Source organism: Flavobacterium aerium, from assembly GCF_030766725.1.
Taxonomy (GTDB): Bacteria; Bacteroidota; Bacteroidia; order Flavobacteriales; family Flavobacteriaceae; genus Flavobacterium; species Flavobacterium aerium.
Genome location: NZ_JARQWR010000001.1, coordinates 305302 through 324974, shown reverse-complemented (window position 1 = coordinate 324974; position 19673 = coordinate 305302). Strand labels below are relative to the sequence as shown.

Below are 19673 nucleotides of genomic sequence, written 5' to 3'. Positions count from 1 at the left end.
AATTATATCTAAAAGCATCTTGACCTTTCAAGATGCTTTTTTTATTTTATGTATTTTTGCTAAAATTTATTCCCTTGAATTTAGCTACAGAAATATTCAATATAAAAAACCAAAAGGAGTTTGAGAAAATAGCACTTAAAGTGTTTCGTTTTCAACATGCAAACAACAAGGTATATCGTGCTTTTTGTGATCATCTAAATGTTGATTCTACAAGTATCAAATCGATTTATCAAATTCCTTTCCTACCCATACAATTTTTTAAAAGCCACGATGTATTATCTTCAGATAATGCTATTGAGGAAACTTTTACCAGCAGCGGAACAACTGGAATGATTACCAGTAGACATCTTATTACCGACCGCACCTTATACGAAGACAGCTATAGAAAAGCTTTTACTCAATTCTACGGAAACATTGAGGATTATACTATCCTTGCTTTACTTCCTTCTTATTTAGAAAGACAAGGATCTTCTTTAATCTATATGGTTGAAGATTTAATCCATCTTACGAATAATTCTGACAGCGGATTTTATCTTTTTAATCATGATGAGTTAATCGATAAACTAAAGATATTAGAAGAATCTGGACAGAGTACTATATTAATTGGAGTTACTTATGCTTTATTAGATTTAATTGAAAAACAAAAATTCAATTTAAATCATACTTTCATCATGGAAACTGGTGGAATGAAAGGCAAAAGAAAAGAAATGATTCGAGAAGAATTACATGATATCTTATGCGAAGGATTTGGCGTTAATGCTATTCATTCAGAATATGGAATGACCGAATTGTTATCTCAAGCGTATTCTCTAGGCAATGGGATTTTTGAATGTCCTGCTTGGATGCAAGTTTTAATTCGGGATACGGAAGACGCTTTAACTTATGTGGATGAAGGCAAAACTGGTGGAATAAATGTAATCGATTTAGCGAATATCAATTCCTGCTCTTTTATTGCCACACAAGATTTAGGCAAAAAATACCCCAATAATTCTTTTGAAGTTTTAGGTCGTTTTGACAATTCAGACATTCGAGGCTGTAATCTAATGGTTTTGTAAAATCATAAAAAAGCTCCAATTACATTGGAGCTTTTTCTTTATTAGTTTAATACAATGGTTGTCCTCTCTCCCAATTTTTAGGAACATTATTCAAATGAACTTCAAATTGCACCGCTGGATCTGTAAGTTGACCATTAAGATAAATATAGTCTACCCCGCTGTAGTTGACTACTTTCAAATAATATGCTTTAGAAGCATAATCCTTAAAAGCAATTATATCTCCATCCTCTACTTGCTCACTTGTACTATTATTATTTTTCTTTACAATGACTAACTCTAATCTATCTAATGATTTTCCAAAATTAGAATAATACCAATATGGGTTTGCACTGACAAGATTCCAATACCAAAAATTGTTTATTCGTTCACTACTTTCAACTCTGATTTTACCACTTTTCAGTTTATAATAATCCGTTTGATCAATATTTATTACATTAAACATTGTAGAAAGATTACTATTATCATTCGTAACTTTCAGCCAATCTGTAGGATTTGACAAATCTGTACTGATATATTTTTTCGTTAATACTGATTTAAAAGACATGTAATCATATTTTCTATATTTCATACTGCTTTTTGGAGTGGTTGTATTAGCTTGTACAAACCCCGCAACTGGATAATGGTCTGAATAGTCTACCCAATAGTATTTTGTGTTTACCATATTCGCATTACTCTGCAACTCCGAACTTACAGGATCTAGTACCATATTTTGCCATAATGATGGCTTTAAATGATCATTTGAAACAAATATATAATCAAGATATTCTCTTGCATTTGCAGGATAAGGATAATGGTAATTGGCCATTGTATTAGCTTTTGTATCCCAAGTATAGGATGCACCAGAATAATGAGGTTCTGATACATGCAGCAAATCAAACATTTCGTTGTATTCTGACGTACCTTTTATTACATTAAAATCACCACCGTATACTACCATTTCATCAGATGGAATATCTAAGTCATCAATATATTGCTTAATCAAATTTAGTTGATTTTTACGAATATTAACTTCATTTCCATTACAACCAGGTTGAGTCGATTGCAGGTGCGTTGATACAAAATGAAATCGTTTACCATTTTTAAGAATTCTTGCATAAGCAAAACCTTTTAACGAAAGTGCATCGAAATCGCATCCCGTTGGAAAAATATACTGACTCATATATTCAATAGGATATTTGCTAGCAATCATCACCCCTCCGTCTTCAATTCCTCCAGAGGTAACTTCTCTCCAATTTCCATCTGTTTTGTCCCATGTTGACTTAGAACGACCAATTACCGGGGTTTGATAAGGAAACGTTGTGCTTAGTTTTTCTTTCAATGCATTGCTTGCATTATTATCAAAGCATTCCTGCAATAACAATACATCATAATCTTTTAAATAATTAGCATTCCCAATCAAATTTGCTCTATCAAATTGTGACCATTGTGTAGTCGAAGCCAATAAATTTTCTGTCAATAAAAATACGTTATGAGACAACACTCTTATATTCGTGTTTTCCTTTGGGCTTAGACTTGATGTATTGCCTTGAACTTCATTCAAAAAGGAATCATCAGCACAAGAATTTAAACTGATAGCGCATGCCATTAAAGCAATTAGTAAAGCACTTCGTTTTAAGTAATTTTTTTTCATATTTGTAACTATATTTTGGTTAAAAACCTCAAAATAAGTGATACAAATATGAAATCACAATAAATACCAAAAGACTTAACTCAATCTTAATCTTTAAATAATAAGCTATTTTACAGCATTATAAGCTGTATTATTGATATAAAAAGCGCTGAGCACCCTAGAACACTCATAACCTATAGAATTCAAAAAAGTGACAAATAGTAAACTATATATTAATATCTGATCAAAAAAAAAGCCCCGATAAAATATCGGGGCTTTTTTTAAACTATTCTCAGAACAAAGTAATTCTTTTTACCTCTCTGCAGCAAAACAAATTGGTTATTGATTAAATCTTTTGTAGACAATATCGTTTCCTCTGTTACTTTTTCTCTATTTACCGAGATCGAGTTTTCTGCCAAAGCTCTTCTTGCTTCACCATTCGATTTTAAAAATCCAGATTTCTCATTTAACACCGTCACAATATCCAAACCAGCTTCCATATCACTCATCGCAATTTCAGCTTGTGGTACCCCTTCAAATACATCTAAAAAGGTTGCTTCATCCAATTCCTTTAAATCTTCAGCAGTTGCTGTATTTCCAAAAAGTATTGCCGATGCTTTTACAGCTGTTTCAAAAGCTTCTTGTCCATGTACAAACACTGTGATTTCTTCTGCTAATTTTTTCTGCAAAATTCTCAAATGTGGCGCTTCCAAATGTTGTTTCGTCAAATCTTCAATCACATCTTTATCCAAAAAGGTGAAAATCTTAATATATTTTTCTGCATCAACATCTGTTGTATTCAACCAAAATTGGTAGAATTTATATACTGATGTTTTATCTGCATCTAACCAAATATTACCTCCTTCAGATTTCCCAAATTTAGATCCATCTGCTTTCGTAATTAAAGGTGTTGTCATTGCATAAGCCTTTGCACCTTCCTCGCCCATTCTACGAACTAATTCTGTCCCTGTAGTAATATTACCCCATTGATCAGAACCACCCATTTGCAATAAGCAATTCTCTGTTTTATATAAATGATAGAAATCATACCCTTGTATCAATTGATAGGTAAACTCTGTAAATGACATTCCTGGTCCATCACCAGAAAAACGTTTTTTCACAGAATCTTTCGCCATCATATAATTCACCGTGATTCTTTTTCCTACTTCACGAGCAAAATCAATAAACGAAAATTCTTTCATCCAATCATAGTTATTTACCATGATAGGAGCATTTTCTTCTTTCGAATTAAAATCTAAGAAACGAGATAAAACACTTTTAATTCCGGCTACATTTTTAGCCAATGTCTCTTCATTCAAAAGATTTCTCTCATCAGATTTACCTGATGGATCACCAATCATCCCTGTAGCACCACCCACTAATGCGACTGGCCTGTGTCCAAAATTTTTCAAGTGAACCAAAAGAATAATCTGCACCATACTTCCGATATGGAGTGAATCCGCAGTTGGGTCAAAACCAATATAAGCACTTGTTGACTCTTTAAGCAGCTGCTCTTCTGTGCCCGGCATACTATCATGGTACAAACCTCTCCAACGTAATTCTTCTACTAAATTCTTCATTTTTTTACTAAAATAATTTTGCGCAAAGATAACAATTCAATACAAATATTCCTGAACGAAAAGACAGTCATTTGTATTCTACTTTAATTTAAACTACCTTACTTATGCTATTTTGCAAACTTTGGGTAATTCTCAAAATCAAACCTTCTTAAAATTCAGTAATCTGATTATATTTGTCTTATGGTTTTAGTCACAGGAGCAACAGGATTAGCAGGTTCGCATTTAATTATTCATTTATTAGAAAATGGGGAAAGCGTACGTGCTATTTACCGAAATTCAGAGAAACAGAAAAAGGTTGAGTCTTTGTTTCAACTTTACGGAAAGAATCATCTTTTTCAGAAAATTGAATGGTTTAAAGCTGATATCACCGATATTCCTTCCCTAGAAGACGCTTTTCACACTATTGATTATGTATACCATTGTGCTGCTTTAATATCATTTGATCCTAAAGATGAAGATGCTTTACGAAAAACTAATATTGAGGGTACAGCAAATGTGGTTAATCTTGCAATTGATTTTAAAATAAAGAAATTCTGTTTTGTTAGTTCAATTGCTGCATTAGGTGATTTATTAGACAATGAAAAGATAATTACCGAAAAAACAGAATGGTATCCAGACAAACCTCATGGGGATTATGCGATTACAAAGCATGGAGCCGAAATAGAAGTTTGGAGAGCACAGCAGGAAGGATTAGACTGTGTTATTATAAACCCTGGTGTTATTTTAGGCCCTGGTTTTTGGGAACAAGGCAGTGGTGAAATTTTCTCAACAGTAGCCAAAGGTCTTTCATTTTACACCTTAGGCAGCACAGGATTTATCACTGTTAATGATGTTGTAAAAATCATGTATCTTCTAATGAAGAGCGATCTTAAAAATGAAAAATATACTCTTATTGCAGAAAATATTATTTTTAAAGAGTTTATTGAAACAGTAGCTACCGCAATGCATTTGAAAAAACCAACTATTTATGCTAAACCATGGATGACTGGAATTGCTTGGCGTGCGGATTGGTTAATTTCTAAATTATTATTCAGAAAGAGAAAGATGTCAAAGTCTACTTCTAAATCTTCTCACACAAAAGATCTTTTTTCCAATGAGAAGATAAAAAATACACTATCCTACGAATTCCAAAATGTAAAAAATTACATTCACGAAATCGCTGCCTATTATCCGAAAAAATAGTTTTGGGAATTTATTTTGGTGGCTCTGGGGACTTTTTATTGAGTGAGTCTAGTTTTGCTTTTTGTTCTAATAAACGCTCATTCACCTTTTGATACATCTTTTGATATAATTCAACTTGCACAGCATAATATTTATTATTCTGTGCAAACTGCAAACTATCAATTTTATATTTTTTATAAATATAATTTGTCGGTTCGATCTTCTTATCTGTTAGTGATTGAGGATTCACATTTTTAATCGCCTGTAGTAAAGACAAATCATAAATGATATTTTCCATTGTCTTTTCATCGATTACTTTTGCTGGCTTTTCCACTTCCGTTCTGCCGCTACAGGAAAGAAACAAAACCATCATTATAAAAATTGATAATCCTTTCATACACTTCACAAATTAACGATCGAATACTAATCTTTCTCCACAGTGAATTTCTTTCACTTTAAAGTTTTGATATACTAACTGTCCATTTACAAAGGTATGCGTGATTCTTGATTTAAAATTCACTCCTTCGAAAGGTGACCAACCCGATTTATATAAAATATTTTCTTTTTTCACATTCCATGGTAAACCTGCATTTACCAATACTAAATCCGCATAATATCCTTCTCTAATAAATCCTCTTTTGTGAATCTTGAATATTTTAGCAGGATTATGTGCCATTTTTTCTACAATTTTCTCAATTGAGATTTTACCTTGATGGTATGCTTCAAACATTGCTACCACTGCGTGTTGTACTAAAGGCCCTCCAGATGGTGCTTTTGTGTAAACACCTTTCTTTTCTTCTAATGTATGAGGCGCATGATCTGTAGCAATAACATCAATACGATCATCTAATAGTGCTTCCCACAATGCTTTTCTATCATCGGCAGTCTTCACAGCAGGATTCCATTTGATTAAAGATCCTTTTTTCGCATAATCTTCATCAGAAAACCAAAGGTGATGAATACAAACCTCGGCTGTGATTTGTTTCTTCTCCAAAGGAATTTTGTTCGTGAACAAGTTTGTTTCTTTTCCTGTAGAAATATGAAACACGTGTAATCTTGCTCCCGTTTTCTTTGCTAATTCTATCGCTCTTGAAGATGAAACATAACATGCTTCTTCGCTTCGAATTAATGGATGATATTTGATCGGTATATCCTCACCAAATTCTTCCATGTATTTTGCCAAATTGTTTTTTATAGTAGTTTCATCCTCACAGTGCACTGCAATTAACATGGGTGTACTTGAAAAAATCTTTTCCAAAACCTCTTCATTGTCTACCAACATATTTCCTGTAGAAGAACCTAAAAACAATTTTATTCCAGCAACCGTTTTAGGATCCGTTTTTAAAATTTCATCCAAGTTATCATTCGTTCCACCTAACATAAATGAATAATTTGCATACGAAGTTTCTGCAGCAATCTGAAACTTTGCTTCTAGTAATTCTTGCGTAACTGCTTGTGGACTTGTATTAGGCATCTCAATAAAGGATGTAATCCCTCCTGCTACTGCAGCTTTGGATTCAGTACTAATATTCCCTTTGTGTGTTAAGCCTGGTTCTCTAAAATGCACCTGATCATCTATCGCCCCCGGAATCAAATAACTTCCTTCTGCATCAATGATTTTACAATCTGATGATTTTGGACTAATGCTCGAAGCAATTTCAACAATGTATTCATTTTCAATCAATACATCTCCTTCGAAAATCACTCCTTCGTTAACAATCTTTGCGTCTTTAATTAAAACCCTATTCATTTATCGTTTCCTTTATAACTTGTTTAGCAATTTTTTTATTCGCAATGCAATTACACCAAAAATCGCTTCTTTTATAATTGCGTTACTCATTTTTGATTGGCCTTTTGTTCTATCTGTAAAGATAATTGGCACTTCAATAATTTTAAAATTCTTTGCAAAAGCACGGTATTTCATTTCAATCTGAAAAGCATATCCTATAAAATGGATTTTCTCCAAATTTATAGTTTCAAGTACTTCTCTTTTATAACAAATGAAACCTGCTGTTGCATCATGGATTTGCATTCCGGTAATCATTCTCACGTAAACTGACGCAAAATAGGACATCAACACTCTATTCAGAGGCCAATTGACCACATTTACACCCGTTACATATCGTGAACCTATTGCAACATATCCTCCATCTGTATGGCATGCATTATATAATTTCTCTAAATCCATTGGGTTATGAGAAAAATCGGCATCCATTTCAAATATATATTCGTAGTTCTGTGCTAATGCCCATTTAAAACCATGAACATAAGCAGTACCTAAACCTGATTTTTTTTCTCTATTTTCAATAAATAATCGCCCCTCAAATTCTTTTTGAAGTTCCATTACTTTATCAGCCGTTTTATCGGGCGAATTATCGTCTACAACCAACACATGAAACGGTTTTGGCAAAGAAAATACCGCTCTTACTATGCTTTCAATATTTTCAATTTCGTTATAGGTAGGAATTATAACTATACCGTCACTCATGTTTATCAAATTTCAGCACAAAAGTAAACTTTTTATCACTGTTGTTTCATAATAAATTTATAATAAAATGAACACATTGATAAAATTAGTAATTTTGCCGCGTTATGGAAACATTAGAATTAAAACAAAGAATAATTGAAAACAAGGATTGGGCTACCATTCTCTTTGTCGTTGCCCTGGTATTGGTTGCTTTGACAAGATCATTATTTGAAAATAGATTCAATGAATTTATCAAATTAATGGTTACGAATAAGTATCTGAAAATATACCGTGATGGCGGGAATACACAAAGCTGGTTTACCATTGCTCTTTTTACTGTTCAGATAATTTCTTTTGCTTTTTTCATACAATTGCTCTTTAGTTATTTTGGCTACACCACAAAAACCAATGGGATTTCTTATATCCAAATCATAACCCTTCTGGGTTCGTTTGTCCTTTCAAAGTATCTTGTAGAAAAGATTATTGCAACCTCATTTAACATTGAAGAGTTTAACGAACAATTAAATCTTCAAAAAGTTAGTTACCGAACTTATATCGGATTATTACTCTTACCCGTCAATATTGTATTATTTTATAACGACAAACCACCAATAGTTGTAATATATGTGTTAATATTTATTGTTATCGCAACAAATATGTTAACATACATAGTTTCATTAAAGAATTATCAAAATTTAATAAAAAGCAAGTTCTTCTATTTTATTTTGTATCTTTGCGCACTTGAAATAGCCCCGTATTATTTCATGTATTATTGGTTTACGAAAAGATAGAGCATTACAAAATTTCAAATATGAAAGTGAAAACAATTTTGGTATCGCAACCAGAGCCTAAAGTAGAAAATTCACCATACTTTGAGCTGCAACAAAAGCATAAAGTTAAAGTTGATTTCAGATCTTTTATACATGTTGAAGGCGTTAGCGCCAAAGACATCAGACAGCAAAAAATTGACCTTAACAACTACACTGCAATCATTTTAACGAGTAAAAATTCTGTGGATCACTTTTTTAGAGTAGCAGAAGAAATGCGTTACAAAGTTCCCGAAACTTTAAAATATTTTTGTCAATCTGAAGCTATTGCTTTTTATCTTCAAAAATATGTAGTGTACAGAAAAAGAAAGATTTATGTTGGACAAAAAGAGTTCGCTGATTTATCTCCTTTAATCAAGAAGTATAAAGACGAGAAATTCTTACTTCCCGCATCTGATCAATTGAATGCTGATGCTCCTCAAACATTAAACAGCTTAAAAGTTTCTTGGTCACAAGCTACTTTCTATAAAACGGTAATGAGTGATCTTTCCGATTTAAAAGATGTTTACTATGATGTATTGGCTTTCTTTAGCCCAACAGGAATTAAGTCTCTATTTATGAACTTCCCTGACTTCGAACAAAACAACACTAGAATTGCTGTTTTTGGAAGTACAACGCAAAAAGAAGCTCTTGAAGCAGGTTTAAGAATCGATATTCTTGCACCAACACCTGAGACTCCATCCATGACGATGGCCTTAGAAAAGTACATTGCTGAAGCAAATAAGAATAAATAAGATATTCTCAACAAAATATAAAAAGCCGCAAACAAGAAATTGTTTTGCGGCTTTTCTTTTTATATACACTTCTTACACAAGGCACTTCACATTACACCATAAAAAAAGAGCTGCAAATTGATTTGCAGCTCTTTTAGATATTATAGACTTGATCTTAGTTTTCCAATTGTGGACCAGCTTTAACCAAGTTTTTACCTTCTTCATTATCAGTATACTGAACAAAATTCTTAACAAATAAAGCTCCTAAATCATTTGCTTTATTATACCATTCTTTTGCATCAGAATAAGTATTTCTTGGATCAAGAATTCCTGTATGAACGCCTTCTAAAGCTGTAGGAACATTCAAATTAAAGATTGGCACAACCGTAGTTTCTGCTTTCTCAATCGATCCATCTAAAATTCTATCGATAATCGCTCTTGTATCTTTAATTGAAATACGTTTTCCTGTTCCATTCCAACCTGTATTCACCATATAAGCAGTTGCTTCATGCTGTTCCATTTTCTTCACTAATTCCTCACCGTATTTTGTTGGGTGAAGTGATAAAAATGCTTTACCAAAACAAGCTGAGAACGTTGGTTCTGGTTTTGTAACTCCGCGTTCTGTTCCTGCTAATTTTGCAGTAAAACCTGAAAGGAAGAAATATTTAGTTTGTTCTGGTGTTAATTTAGAAACTGGAGGCATAACTCCAAATGCATCAGCTGTAAGGAAAATAACTTTTGTCGCATGACCTGCTTTAGATACTGGCTTAACAATATTTACAATATGGTCAATTGGGTAAGAAACACGTGTATTTTGCGTAACAGAACCATCTTTAAAATCGATTTTTCCATTTGCATCAACTGTTACATTTTCTAATAATGCATTCTTTTTGATTGCCCCAAAGATATCTGGCTCATTTTCTTGACTTAAATCGATTGTTTTAGCATAACATCCACCTTCAAAATTGAAAACTCCGTCATTATCCCAACCGTGCTCATCATCTCCAATAAGTTCTCTTTTCGGATCTGTAGATAAAGTTGTTTTTCCTGTTCCTGATAATCCGAAGAAAACAGCAACATCTCCATCTTTTCCTTTATTTGCAGAACAATGCATAGAGGCAATTCCTTTTAATGGAAGATAGTAGTTCATCATTGAGAACAAACCTTTTTTCATCTCTCCACCGTACCATGTTCCACCAATTAACTGAATTTTTTCTGTTAAGTTGAATGCAACGTATACTTCCGAATTTAATCCGTGTTTTGCGTAATCTTTAAACTCCGTTTTTGAACCGTTCATTACAACGAAATCCGGTTCACCGTAGTTCTCTAGTTCTTCTTCTGTAGGACGAATAAACATATTTTTTACAAAATGTGCCTGCCATGCCACTTCCATTATAAAACGCACTTTTAATCTTGTGTCTTCGTTAGCACCACAAAATGCATCTACTACGTATAATTTTTTCCCAGATAATTGCTTTACTGTAGTTTCTTTTAAAGCATTCCATGTGTCTGGAGAAATTGGCTTATTGTCATTTACTGCTTTGTCTGAAGTCCACCAGATTGTATCTTTTGTAACATCGTCTTTTACAATATATTTATCCTTAGGAGAACGACCAGTAAAATCTCCAGTCATTACGTTTACAGCGCCAAGCTCTGTCAAAAACCCCTTCTCATAACCTTGAAGATTTGGGTTAAGCTCGTCATTGTATAATAAATCAAATGAAGGGTTATAAATGATTTCCTTCACATCATTAATACCGTACTTTTCTAGCGAAATCGTTTTCGTAAATAGGCTATTATTATCCATAACTTAATGTTGAGTTGTGTTATTAATTGCCTGCAAAAGTAAAAATTAAATTTTAGATAAATTTTATTTAAAAAAATATTATGATTTTTTCTTCAAAATAGACACGAATAAAACCAACCAAGCTAGTATTAACAGTAGCCCACCGATAGGTGTAATTGGTCCAATAATAGAAAAATCGAATTGTGTTAGGCTATTTATTGCCAATAAATAGATAGAACCAGAGAAGAAAAACACTCCAACAATCACTAAATAAAAAATTATTTTTTTAGTTTTCTCAATCAATAAAGGAGTCATTCCAACAAATAATAAAAATAATGCATGATACATTTGATATTTTACTCCTGTTTCAAAAGTACTTAGTGCTTCAAAATTTAATACGTTCTTTAATCCATGCGCTCCAAAAGCTCCTAAGATTATCGCTACCATCCCTAGTATTGCTGCTGTTGATATGATTTTTCTATCCATAATTTATTTTTTATACAAAGCTATATCTAAAATTTTAACTGATTTGTTTCAGATTAAATTTTTTATAAATATAACAAATTACTACTTTCGTGTTATATATCTAAAAAAAAATAGATTTCATGAGACATATTTTAATCATTGGTGCTGGACGTTCTGCTTCCTCATTAATCCAATATCTACTCAATAAATCCGAACAAGAGCAGCTTCATCTTACCATTGGTGATCTTTCTCTTGAGTTGGCTCAAAAGAAAACATACAATCATCCGAATGCAACTGCTATTAAGCTTGATATATTCGACACCAACCAAAGGAATGAGGTAATTAAGAATGCTGATATTGTTATTTCAATGTTGCCTGCTTTCTTACACATTGAAGTCGCAAAAGATTGTATTACCCATAAAAAACATTTGGTAACTGCATCTTACATTAGTGATGCAATGCAGGAACTGGATGAACAAGTGAAAGAAAATAATTTAATTTTCATGAATGAAATTGGTCTTGATCCTGGTATCGACCACATGAGTGCCATGAAAGTTATTGATGAGATTCGTGAAAAAGGAGGAAAAGTCATTTTATTTGAATCTTTCTGTGGTGGCCTTGTTGCCCCAGAATCGGATACTAATCTTTGGAATTACAAATTCACATGGAATCCTCGTAATGTTGTATTAGCGGGACAAGGTGGCGCAGCAAAGTTTATTCAAGAGGGAACTTACAAATATATTCCGTATCAAAAATTATTCAGAAGAACAGAATTTTTGGAAGTAGAGGGTTATGGTAAATTTGAAGCGTATGCAAATCGTGATTCTTTAAAATACAAAACTATTTACGGATTGAATCATGCTTTAACTTTGTATAGAGGAACCATCCGTAGGGTAGGCTATTCTAAAGCCTGGAATATGTTTGTTCAATTGGGAATGACTGATGATAGTTATCCAATGGAAAATTCTGAAAACATGAGCTATCGTGAATTTACAAATTCATTCTTACCTTATCACCCTACTGATTCTGTTGAATTAAAATTACGTCATAATTTAAAAATTGATCAGGATGACATCATGTGGGATAAATTGGTTGAATTAGACCTTTTCAATCCAAACAAGATAGTTGGTATACAACATGCTACACCTGCACAAATTCTTGAAAAAATACTAAACGATAGCTGGACATTAGAAGAGCATGACAAAGACATGATTGTGATGTACCATAAGTTTGGTTATGAAATCGATGGTCACAAAAAGCAAATCGATTCTAAAATGGTTGTTTTAGGAGACGATCAAACCTATACCGCTATGGCAAAAACAGTGGGCTTACCCGTTGCTATAGCTACCTTACAAATCCTGAACGGAAACATTAAAACTCCTGGTGTTCAACTACCACTTAATAAAGAAGTATACCTTCCTATTCTAACCGAATTAGAACAATATGGCGTTATTTTTAATGAAAAGGAAGTTCCATATATGGGATACAATCCTAATAATGTCATTAGTTAAGTTACAACTCTTTAGCATAATACTATAAAAAAGAGTCTAATATCTATATTAGGCTCTTTTAAACAATACCACACTAGAAAACATCTTTTTAAAACCCAGAAAAGATATTTTCATAACATTTATTAAACTAATCATTAAATTTGGTTACAATTCGTAACTTAGTAACATGAAGATAAATTCACAAGTCATCGAAATTGACGGTATTGATAAAGAAATTCTAAGGGATCTAATGGAAGATGCCCGAAAGCCTATCCTTCAAATAGCAAATAAAATTGGTATTTCTGGAGCAGCTATTCATCAACGTTTAAAGAAACTGGAACAATCTGGGGTTATTGCAGGATCTAAATTCGTAATCAACAATAAAGTTTTAGGTTACAATACGCTTTCTTTCGTAGGGATTTATCTCGATAAGGCTTCTCGTAATCCAGAAGCTGTTAAGGCTTTAAAAAAAATACCCGAAGTTTTGGAATGTCATTATACAACAGGAAACTGGTCGATATTGATTAAAATTATTTGCCGAGATAACGAACATTTAATGCAATTACTCAATACTAAAATTCAAGCTATTGAAGGTGTATCCAGAACTGAAACATTTATTTCTCTGGATCAACAGATAGAACGCCAGATTCAATTGTAATGAAAGTACTGTAAACAAAAACAAATATTCATCAATACATAATTTACTTAATAAAAATCACGGTTAAACCGTAATTCGCTGTTTAAAAGCACATTACACTAAAAAATCCATCGGATTTCAAATGTTTTTATTTATATTGTATTAATAAAACTATTAAAATTTGAAATCATGGGAAATTTGAAATTATTTACATGCCTATCAGTTTTATTCTTTTTTATGAGCATATTGTTCATTGCTTGTGATTCTAACGAAGTTCAAGCTGATGAAAAATCAGATGGTTTAAATTTATCCGAACTAAAAGTTTTCTATAATAAGGAAATAAAAGACTCCAAAGAGGAATTAGACAATTTTCGTGAACAAAAGTTATCTGATTTATTTTCATTAATAAACTCTAAATTATCAGAACTTGAATCTATTAATAAATATGAAGGATATTTTTTACTTGAGGAAGACAAAATAAATAAGGTATTCTCAATTAAAAAAATGGACTTAATACCTATTCAAAATGAAAGCACTGATAATGAACGAAGATTTCAGATAGATTGTGAAGGTGGAACTCATAGTGGTCAGTCTATTTATTGCGAAGGATTAAAATGTGCTGCTTTTACAATCAAATGTTTGGATGGTAGCGGTTGTACTACAACTTGTAATGCTCGAATTAAAATTAAAAACACCAAAAAATCTACTGATGATTTTAATTGGTTAAATGAAGTCTTCAAATAAAAATATTGAAGATGAAAATCAATAATAATAAACTGTAATCTTATTTTTCTACATAAAAAAATCCGCTATAAAAGCGGATTTTTTATTTATCATACAACCTATAATTAATTTCTTGAACTTCCTAGTATTCGCATTGCGAAATATAGTAGTGTTGCCAATGATCCGACAGCTGCAACGACATAAGTTCTAGCTGCCCATTTCAATGAATCTTCCGCTCCAGCATATTCTTCTGGAGTCAACATGTTTTTATTTTTCAACCAAGCTAAAGCACGATTACTTGCATCGTATTCTACAGGTAATGTTACAAAACTAAATACAGTTCCTACAGCAAAAAGAATCAATCCAACTATCGCCACTGTTTGTCCAATAGCAGTACTAGCCATTAGGATTAAACCTCCTAGGATAACCCACTGCGATAAACTAGAAGCAACATTTACAATCGGCACCATTTTGGAACGCATTTGCAACCATTCATATCCTTTAGCATGTTGTACAGCATGTCCACATTCGTGAGCTGCTACAGCTGCTGCCGCTGCATTACGTTGATTATACACTCCTTCACTTAAGTTTACCGTTTTATTCGCTGGATTATAGTGATCGGATAGCATTCCTGGTGTTGAGACAACTTTTACATCATAGATACCATTGTCTGCTAGCATTTTTTCTGCAATTTCTGCACCACTCATTCCATTACGCAAGTGAACTTTTGAGTAATACTCAAACTTATTTTTCAGTTGCGAACTCACTAACCAGCTTACTAAAGCTATTGCTCCAATAATAATATAATACCCTATCATCTTTCTTTTTTGTTTTTAAATATATAGCTCTAATATACAAAAATCTGGCCAATTACTGGGTATTGAAATTTTGTCAGTTTATGTACATGCTACATTGATGATGTACTGCAATAAAAAACGCCAACAAAGTTAAATCCTTGTTGGCGTGTATTTTAATGGTAGATTACGTTTATCCTACTAAGTTGATAATTTTACCCGGTACTATAATCACTTTATTTGGTGTTTTTCCTGCTAATTGTTGAATTGTTCTTTCATCTGCCATAATGATTTTTTCTATTTCAGCAGCTGTCAAATCAACAGGTAATTCTATTTTGAAACGCATTTTTCCATTAAAGGAAACTGGATATTCTTTACTGCTTTCCACTAAATGTTGTGCATCGAATTTTGGAAATGGAGCTATCGAAACTGATGTTGTATTTCCTAATTGATTCCATAATTCTTCCGCAATATGTGGTGCATAAGGAGCAACCAAAATAGACAATGGTTCTAAGATTGCTCTTTCATGGCAGTTTTGCGCTGTCAATTCATTCACTGCAATCATAAATGAACTCACTGAAGTATTGAATGAAAAATTCTCAATATCTTCTTGGGTTTTCTTAATCGTTTTATGTAATGTTTTTAGCGCTTCTTTCGTTGGCTCATTATCCGTCACAATTAATCCATTATCTCCAAAGTATAATTTCCATAGTTTTTTCAAGAATCCAGAAACTCCTGTAATTCCTGCTGTATTCCATGGTTTTGCTTGCTCTAAGGGACCTAAGAACATTTCATACAAACGTAATGTATCTGCTCCGTGTTGATCACAAATATCATCTGGTGTAACTACATTGTATTTAGACTTAGACATTTTCTCTACTTCGCGTCCTACAAAATATTTTCCTTGATCGTCCAAAATAAATTCGGCAGTTCTGTATTCTTCTCTCCAATTTTTGAAAGCTTCAATGTCTAATTCATCTGATGCATTTACAAAAGATACATCAGCGTGAATAGGTTGAACGCTTTGTCCATTTATTTTATTTTTAGAAATAAAAGTATTCGTTCCTTCTAATCGGTATACGAAAGCACTTGTTCCTAAAATCATTCCTTGATTAATCAATTTCTTAAATGGCTCATCTTCGATTACAAATCCTACATCTTTCAAGAATTTATTCCAAAAACGACTGTACAACAGGTGTCCCGTTGCATGCTCACTTCCTCCGATATATAAATCTACATTTTTCCAATAATTCTGCGCTGTAGACGAAACAAATTCTGAAGTATTATGTACATCCATATAACGCAACCAATACCATGAGCTTCCTGCCCATCCTGGCATAGTGTTTAATTCTAATGGAAAAATAGTTACATCATCAATTAGCGTATTGCTTACTACAGCATTTTTAGCCGTATCCCATGCCCATACTGTTGCATTTCCTAGAGGTGGTTGCCCATCTTCTGTTGGCAAATACTTCTCTACTTCTGGCAAACGTATTGGTAAGTGAATGGTGTCAATCATTTGTGGCAGTCCATTCACGTAATATACAGGAAATGGTTCTCCCCAATATCTTTGACGACTGAATACTGCATCACGCAAACGGTAATTTGTTTTACCTTTTCCTTGTCCTAATTTCTCTAAGGCTTCAATTGCTTTGTGCGTCGCTTCTTTATAAGTCAAACCGTTTAGGAAATCAGAATTTGCGATTTTCACATTATCTTTTTCTCCGTAAGCTGCCTCAGTGATATCTACATTATCAAATATATTTTTAATCTCTATATCAAAATGCTTTGCAAAATCATAATCACGTTGATCTCCACAAGGCACTGCCATCACAGCTCCTGTACCATATCCTGCTAACACATAATCACCAATCCATACTGGAATCGATTCTTTTGTAAAAGGATGTTCTGCATACGCTCCTGTGAATACACCTGAAATATTTTTAACATCGGCCATGCGTTCACGTTCACTTCGTTTTGCTGTAGCTTCAATATAGGCATCAACTGCAGATTTTTGCGCAGCAGTTGTAATTTGTGCTACTAACTCATGTTCTGGCGCTAGCGTCATAAACGTTACTCCGTAAATTGTATCAGGTCTTGTTGTAAAAACTGAAATGTCAGCAGCTGAGTTTTTTACTTTGAACTGTACTTCTGCCCCAACTGATTTTCCAATCCAATTACGTTGGCTTTCTTTCAATGATTCTGTCCAATCAATCGTATCTAAACCTTGCAATAAGCGTTCTGCATAAGCAGAAATACGCATACTCCATTGGGTCATTTTTTTACGAATTACAGGATGACCTCCACGCTCAGAAACTCCATTGATAATTTCATCATTTGCCAAAACTGTACCTAATGCTGGGCACCAGTTAACTTCAGTCTCTGCCAAGAAAGTCATACGATATTGTAGCAATATTCTTTGTTGTTGCTCATTTGAAAAAGCATGCCATTCTGCTGCCGTGAAAGGAACAATCGCATCATCACACACTGCATTTACTGCCGTATTTCCTTCTGCTTTGAATTTCTCAATCAAGGTGCTAATTTCTTCTGCTTTGTCTGTATCCAAATTGTACCATGAATTGAACAATTGAATATAAATCCATTGTGTCCATTTGTAATATTCTGGTTCTGATGTGCGTACTTCTCTACTCCAATCGAATGAAAAACCTATTTTATCCAATTGTTCTCTGTAGCGCGCAATATTGGCTTCAGTTGTAACTGCCGGATGTTGTCCTGTTTGAATTGCATATTGTTCTGCTGGCAATCCAAAGCTATCGTATCCTTGTGGGTGTAATACATTGAATCCCGTATGACGTTTGTAACGTGCATAAATATCACTAGCAATATATCCGAGCGGATGCCCAACGTGTAGTCCTGCTCCTGATGGATAGGGAAACATGTCTAACACATAATATTTCGGTTTTTCAGAATGGTTTTCAGCTTTAAAAGTCTGATTTTCTGCCCAATATTTTTGCCATTTGGCTTCGATTTCGTTCGGATTGTATTTCATTGTTGAACTTGAATGTTTTTAAAAATTGAAAAAATGAGGAAAAATTTTCGTATTCTTACTCGTTTTTCATTATTAATGAAGTAGCAAATTTACGTTTATTGTACGAAAGTCAAAACTTTACACGTTATAAACTATGTATAAAGAATTTCTTTATTATTTTTACCAAATAATTACAGCCATAATATGAGTTCTTCTTTTGAAAAATACCAAAAGCGCCGATTAATTTCGTCCTATTTCTCCGTAGTATTGAGTATCTTTTTAGTACTATTTTTACTAGGAATATTAGGTTTATTTGTAATCAATTCTAAAAAATTATCTGATGATTTTAAAGAAGAAATTGCGATGTCAGTCTATTTTAAAGACGAGGCAAGTGATAGTCTTATAAAATCATTTGGTGCTAATCTGGACAAAGCTGCTTTTGTAAATCAGAGTAAATTTGTTTCAAAAGAGAGTGCTGCTAAGCAACATAAAGATATTATTGGCGAAGACTTTATGTCTTTCTTAGGTTTCAATCCGCTTCAAAACTCTTACGATATTTATTTAAAAGCTGATTATGTTGTTGCCGACAGCATCCGCCATATTGAAAAAGAATTCCGAAAAAATACTGCTATTTCTGATATTGTTTACGATAAACAATTGGTGAATTTAGTTAATGACAATATTCAAAAAATTAGTTTCTGGATTTTAATCGCCAGTGGCTTCCTAGCTTTTATTGCTGTTTTACTGATTAATAGCTCGATGAGATTATCTATTTACTCTAACCGTTTTATTATCAAAACCATGCAAATGGTGGGAGCTACTAAATCTTTTATTAGAAAACCATTCATTTGGAGAAGTATAAAATTAGGAATCATCGGTTCACTATTAGCCATCATCGCTTTAGTGGCTGTATTGTATTACGTAAATGATAAGTTCCCTAATCTGGGAATTCTAAATGATAAGCTTTTAGTGGGTGTTATTTTACTAGGTGTACTTTTAGTGGGTATATTAATTACTTGGATTAGTACATTCTTTGCCACACAACGATTCTTGAATTTAAGAACAGACGATCTTTATTAATCAATATACTCACAGTACTATTGAATTACTATAAAACCTTATAATTTTTAAAAAATGAAAGATAACCAACCGAAACCAGACTTTTTATTTGAAAAAGTAAACTATAAAATTCTATTGATTGGAATTGCTGTAATTGCATTAGGTTTTATTTTAATGGCTGGTGGTAGTGCAAATGACCCTGCCGTTTTCAGCGAAGACATTTTCAATTTTAGAAGAATCAGACTTGCTCCAACAACGGTATTAATCGGTTTTGGAATTACTATCTATTCTATTTTAAAGAACCCGAAAAAATAAAGA

At 32.9% G+C, this 19673-nt stretch carries 18 protein-coding genes; 9 read left to right on the top strand and 9 right to left on the bottom strand.

Translation table 11 applies throughout. The features are described from left to right. The first annotated feature begins 32 nt into the window (after nucleotides 1-32). Complete coding sequence (locus P6733_RS01540) at nucleotides 33-1055, top strand: LuxE/PaaK family acyltransferase (protein WP_306349817.1); 1023 nt, start codon at nucleotides 33-35, stop codon at nucleotides 1053-1055. 46 nt (nucleotides 1056-1101) lie between these two features. Here the strand turns inward: P6733_RS01540 and sph are convergent, their stop codons facing one another. Further along, on the bottom strand, nucleotides 1102-2685 hold the full coding sequence (gene sph / locus P6733_RS01535) for a sphingomyelin phosphodiesterase (RefSeq protein ID WP_306349816.1): 1584 nt from the start codon (nucleotides 2683-2685) through the stop codon (nucleotides 1102-1104). A 260-nt stretch (nucleotides 2686-2945) separates the two neighbouring features. Next, nucleotides 2946-4244, bottom strand: a complete 1299-nt coding sequence (gene tyrS / locus P6733_RS01530) for a tyrosine--tRNA ligase (RefSeq protein ID WP_306349815.1) — start codon at nucleotides 4242-4244, stop codon at nucleotides 2946-2948. A 180-nt stretch (nucleotides 4245-4424) separates the two neighbouring features. On the opposite strand from tyrS, the gene P6733_RS01525 reads away from it, so the two are divergent. Continuing rightward, on the top strand, nucleotides 4425-5426 hold the full coding sequence (locus P6733_RS01525) for an NAD-dependent epimerase/dehydratase family protein (protein ID WP_306349814.1): 1002 nt from the start codon (nucleotides 4425-4427) through the stop codon (nucleotides 5424-5426). A gap of 10 nt (nucleotides 5427-5436) precedes the next feature. Here the strand turns inward: P6733_RS01525 and P6733_RS01520 are convergent, their stop codons facing one another. The 3 genes from P6733_RS01520 to P6733_RS01510 are packed head-to-tail and all read right to left on the bottom strand — an operon-like array spanning nucleotide 5437 to nucleotide 7893. Continuing rightward, complete coding sequence (locus tag P6733_RS01520; protein WP_306349813.1) at nucleotides 5437-5802, bottom strand: DUF4296 domain-containing protein; 366 nt, start codon at nucleotides 5800-5802, stop codon at nucleotides 5437-5439. A gap of 12 nt (nucleotides 5803-5814) precedes the next feature. Beyond that, nucleotides 5815-7155, bottom strand: coding sequence for a dihydroorotase (locus P6733_RS01515; protein WP_306349812.1), 1341 nt, complete (start codon nucleotides 7153-7155; stop codon nucleotides 5815-5817). A gap of 12 nt (nucleotides 7156-7167) precedes the next feature. Further along, the gene (locus tag P6733_RS01510) at nucleotides 7168-7893 is read right to left on the bottom strand and encodes a polyprenol monophosphomannose synthase (RefSeq protein WP_306349811.1); all 726 of its coding nucleotides are present in this window, start codon (nucleotides 7891-7893) and stop codon (nucleotides 7168-7170) included. A gap of 104 nt (nucleotides 7894-7997) precedes the next feature. Here P6733_RS01510 and P6733_RS01505 point away from each other — a divergent pair, with 104 nt between their 5' ends. Beyond that, the gene (locus P6733_RS01505) at nucleotides 7998-8663 is read left to right on the top strand and encodes a DUF4271 domain-containing protein (protein ID WP_306349810.1); all 666 of its coding nucleotides are present in this window, start codon (nucleotides 7998-8000) and stop codon (nucleotides 8661-8663) included. A 20-nt stretch (nucleotides 8664-8683) separates the two neighbouring features. After that, a complete protein-coding gene (locus tag P6733_RS01500) occupies nucleotides 8684-9433 on the top strand; it encodes a uroporphyrinogen-III synthase (RefSeq protein ID WP_306349809.1) in 750 nt (249 codons plus the stop codon). 154 nt (nucleotides 9434-9587) lie between these two features. Here the strand turns inward: P6733_RS01500 and pckA are convergent, their stop codons facing one another. After that, nucleotides 9588-11219, bottom strand: coding sequence for a phosphoenolpyruvate carboxykinase (ATP) (pckA, locus tag P6733_RS01495; protein ID WP_306349808.1), 1632 nt, complete (start codon nucleotides 11217-11219; stop codon nucleotides 9588-9590). Nucleotides 11220-11297: 78 nt separating this feature from the next. Further along, nucleotides 11298-11684, bottom strand: coding sequence for a DUF423 domain-containing protein (locus P6733_RS01490; protein ID WP_306349807.1), 387 nt, complete (start codon nucleotides 11682-11684; stop codon nucleotides 11298-11300). Between the two features lie 119 nt (nucleotides 11685-11803). Here P6733_RS01490 and P6733_RS01485 point away from each other — a divergent pair, with 119 nt between their 5' ends. From P6733_RS01485 to P6733_RS01475, 3 genes are all read left to right on the top strand, one after another. Then, nucleotides 11804-13174 (top strand): saccharopine dehydrogenase family protein, encoded by a 1371-nt coding sequence (locus P6733_RS01485; RefSeq protein ID WP_306349806.1) that lies wholly within the window; start codon nucleotides 11804-11806, stop codon nucleotides 13172-13174. 166 nt (nucleotides 13175-13340) lie between these two features. Then, nucleotides 13341-13811: an Lrp/AsnC ligand binding domain-containing protein gene (locus P6733_RS01480; protein WP_306349805.1), complete on the top strand. Its 471-nt coding sequence runs from the start codon at nucleotides 13341-13343 to the stop codon at nucleotides 13809-13811. A gap of 168 nt (nucleotides 13812-13979) precedes the next feature. Continuing rightward, on the top strand, nucleotides 13980-14534 hold the full coding sequence (locus P6733_RS01475) for a hypothetical protein (protein ID WP_306349804.1): 555 nt from the start codon (nucleotides 13980-13982) through the stop codon (nucleotides 14532-14534). A gap of 104 nt (nucleotides 14535-14638) precedes the next feature. Here P6733_RS01475 and P6733_RS01470 read toward each other — a convergent pair whose 3' ends face one another. Further along, nucleotides 14639-15331, bottom strand: coding sequence for a zinc metallopeptidase (locus P6733_RS01470; RefSeq protein WP_306349803.1), 693 nt, complete (start codon nucleotides 15329-15331; stop codon nucleotides 14639-14641). Between the two features lie 169 nt (nucleotides 15332-15500). Beyond that, nucleotides 15501-18317: a leucine--tRNA ligase gene (gene leuS, locus P6733_RS01465; protein WP_306349802.1), complete on the bottom strand. Its 2817-nt coding sequence runs from the start codon at nucleotides 18315-18317 to the stop codon at nucleotides 15501-15503. Between the two features lie 183 nt (nucleotides 18318-18500). Between leuS and P6733_RS01460 the strand changes: the two genes are divergently transcribed. Both P6733_RS01460 and P6733_RS01455 read left to right on the top strand, forming a co-directional pair. Beyond that, nucleotides 18501-19376 carry a cell division protein FtsX gene (locus P6733_RS01460; RefSeq protein WP_306349801.1) on the top strand — a complete coding sequence of 292 codons (876 nt, stop codon included), beginning with the start codon at nucleotides 18501-18503 and terminating at the stop codon, nucleotides 19374-19376. A gap of 54 nt (nucleotides 19377-19430) precedes the next feature. Continuing rightward, nucleotides 19431-19670, top strand: coding sequence for a DUF3098 domain-containing protein (locus P6733_RS01455; protein ID WP_306349800.1), 240 nt, complete (start codon nucleotides 19431-19433; stop codon nucleotides 19668-19670). Nucleotides 19671-19673 lie beyond the last annotated feature (3 nt).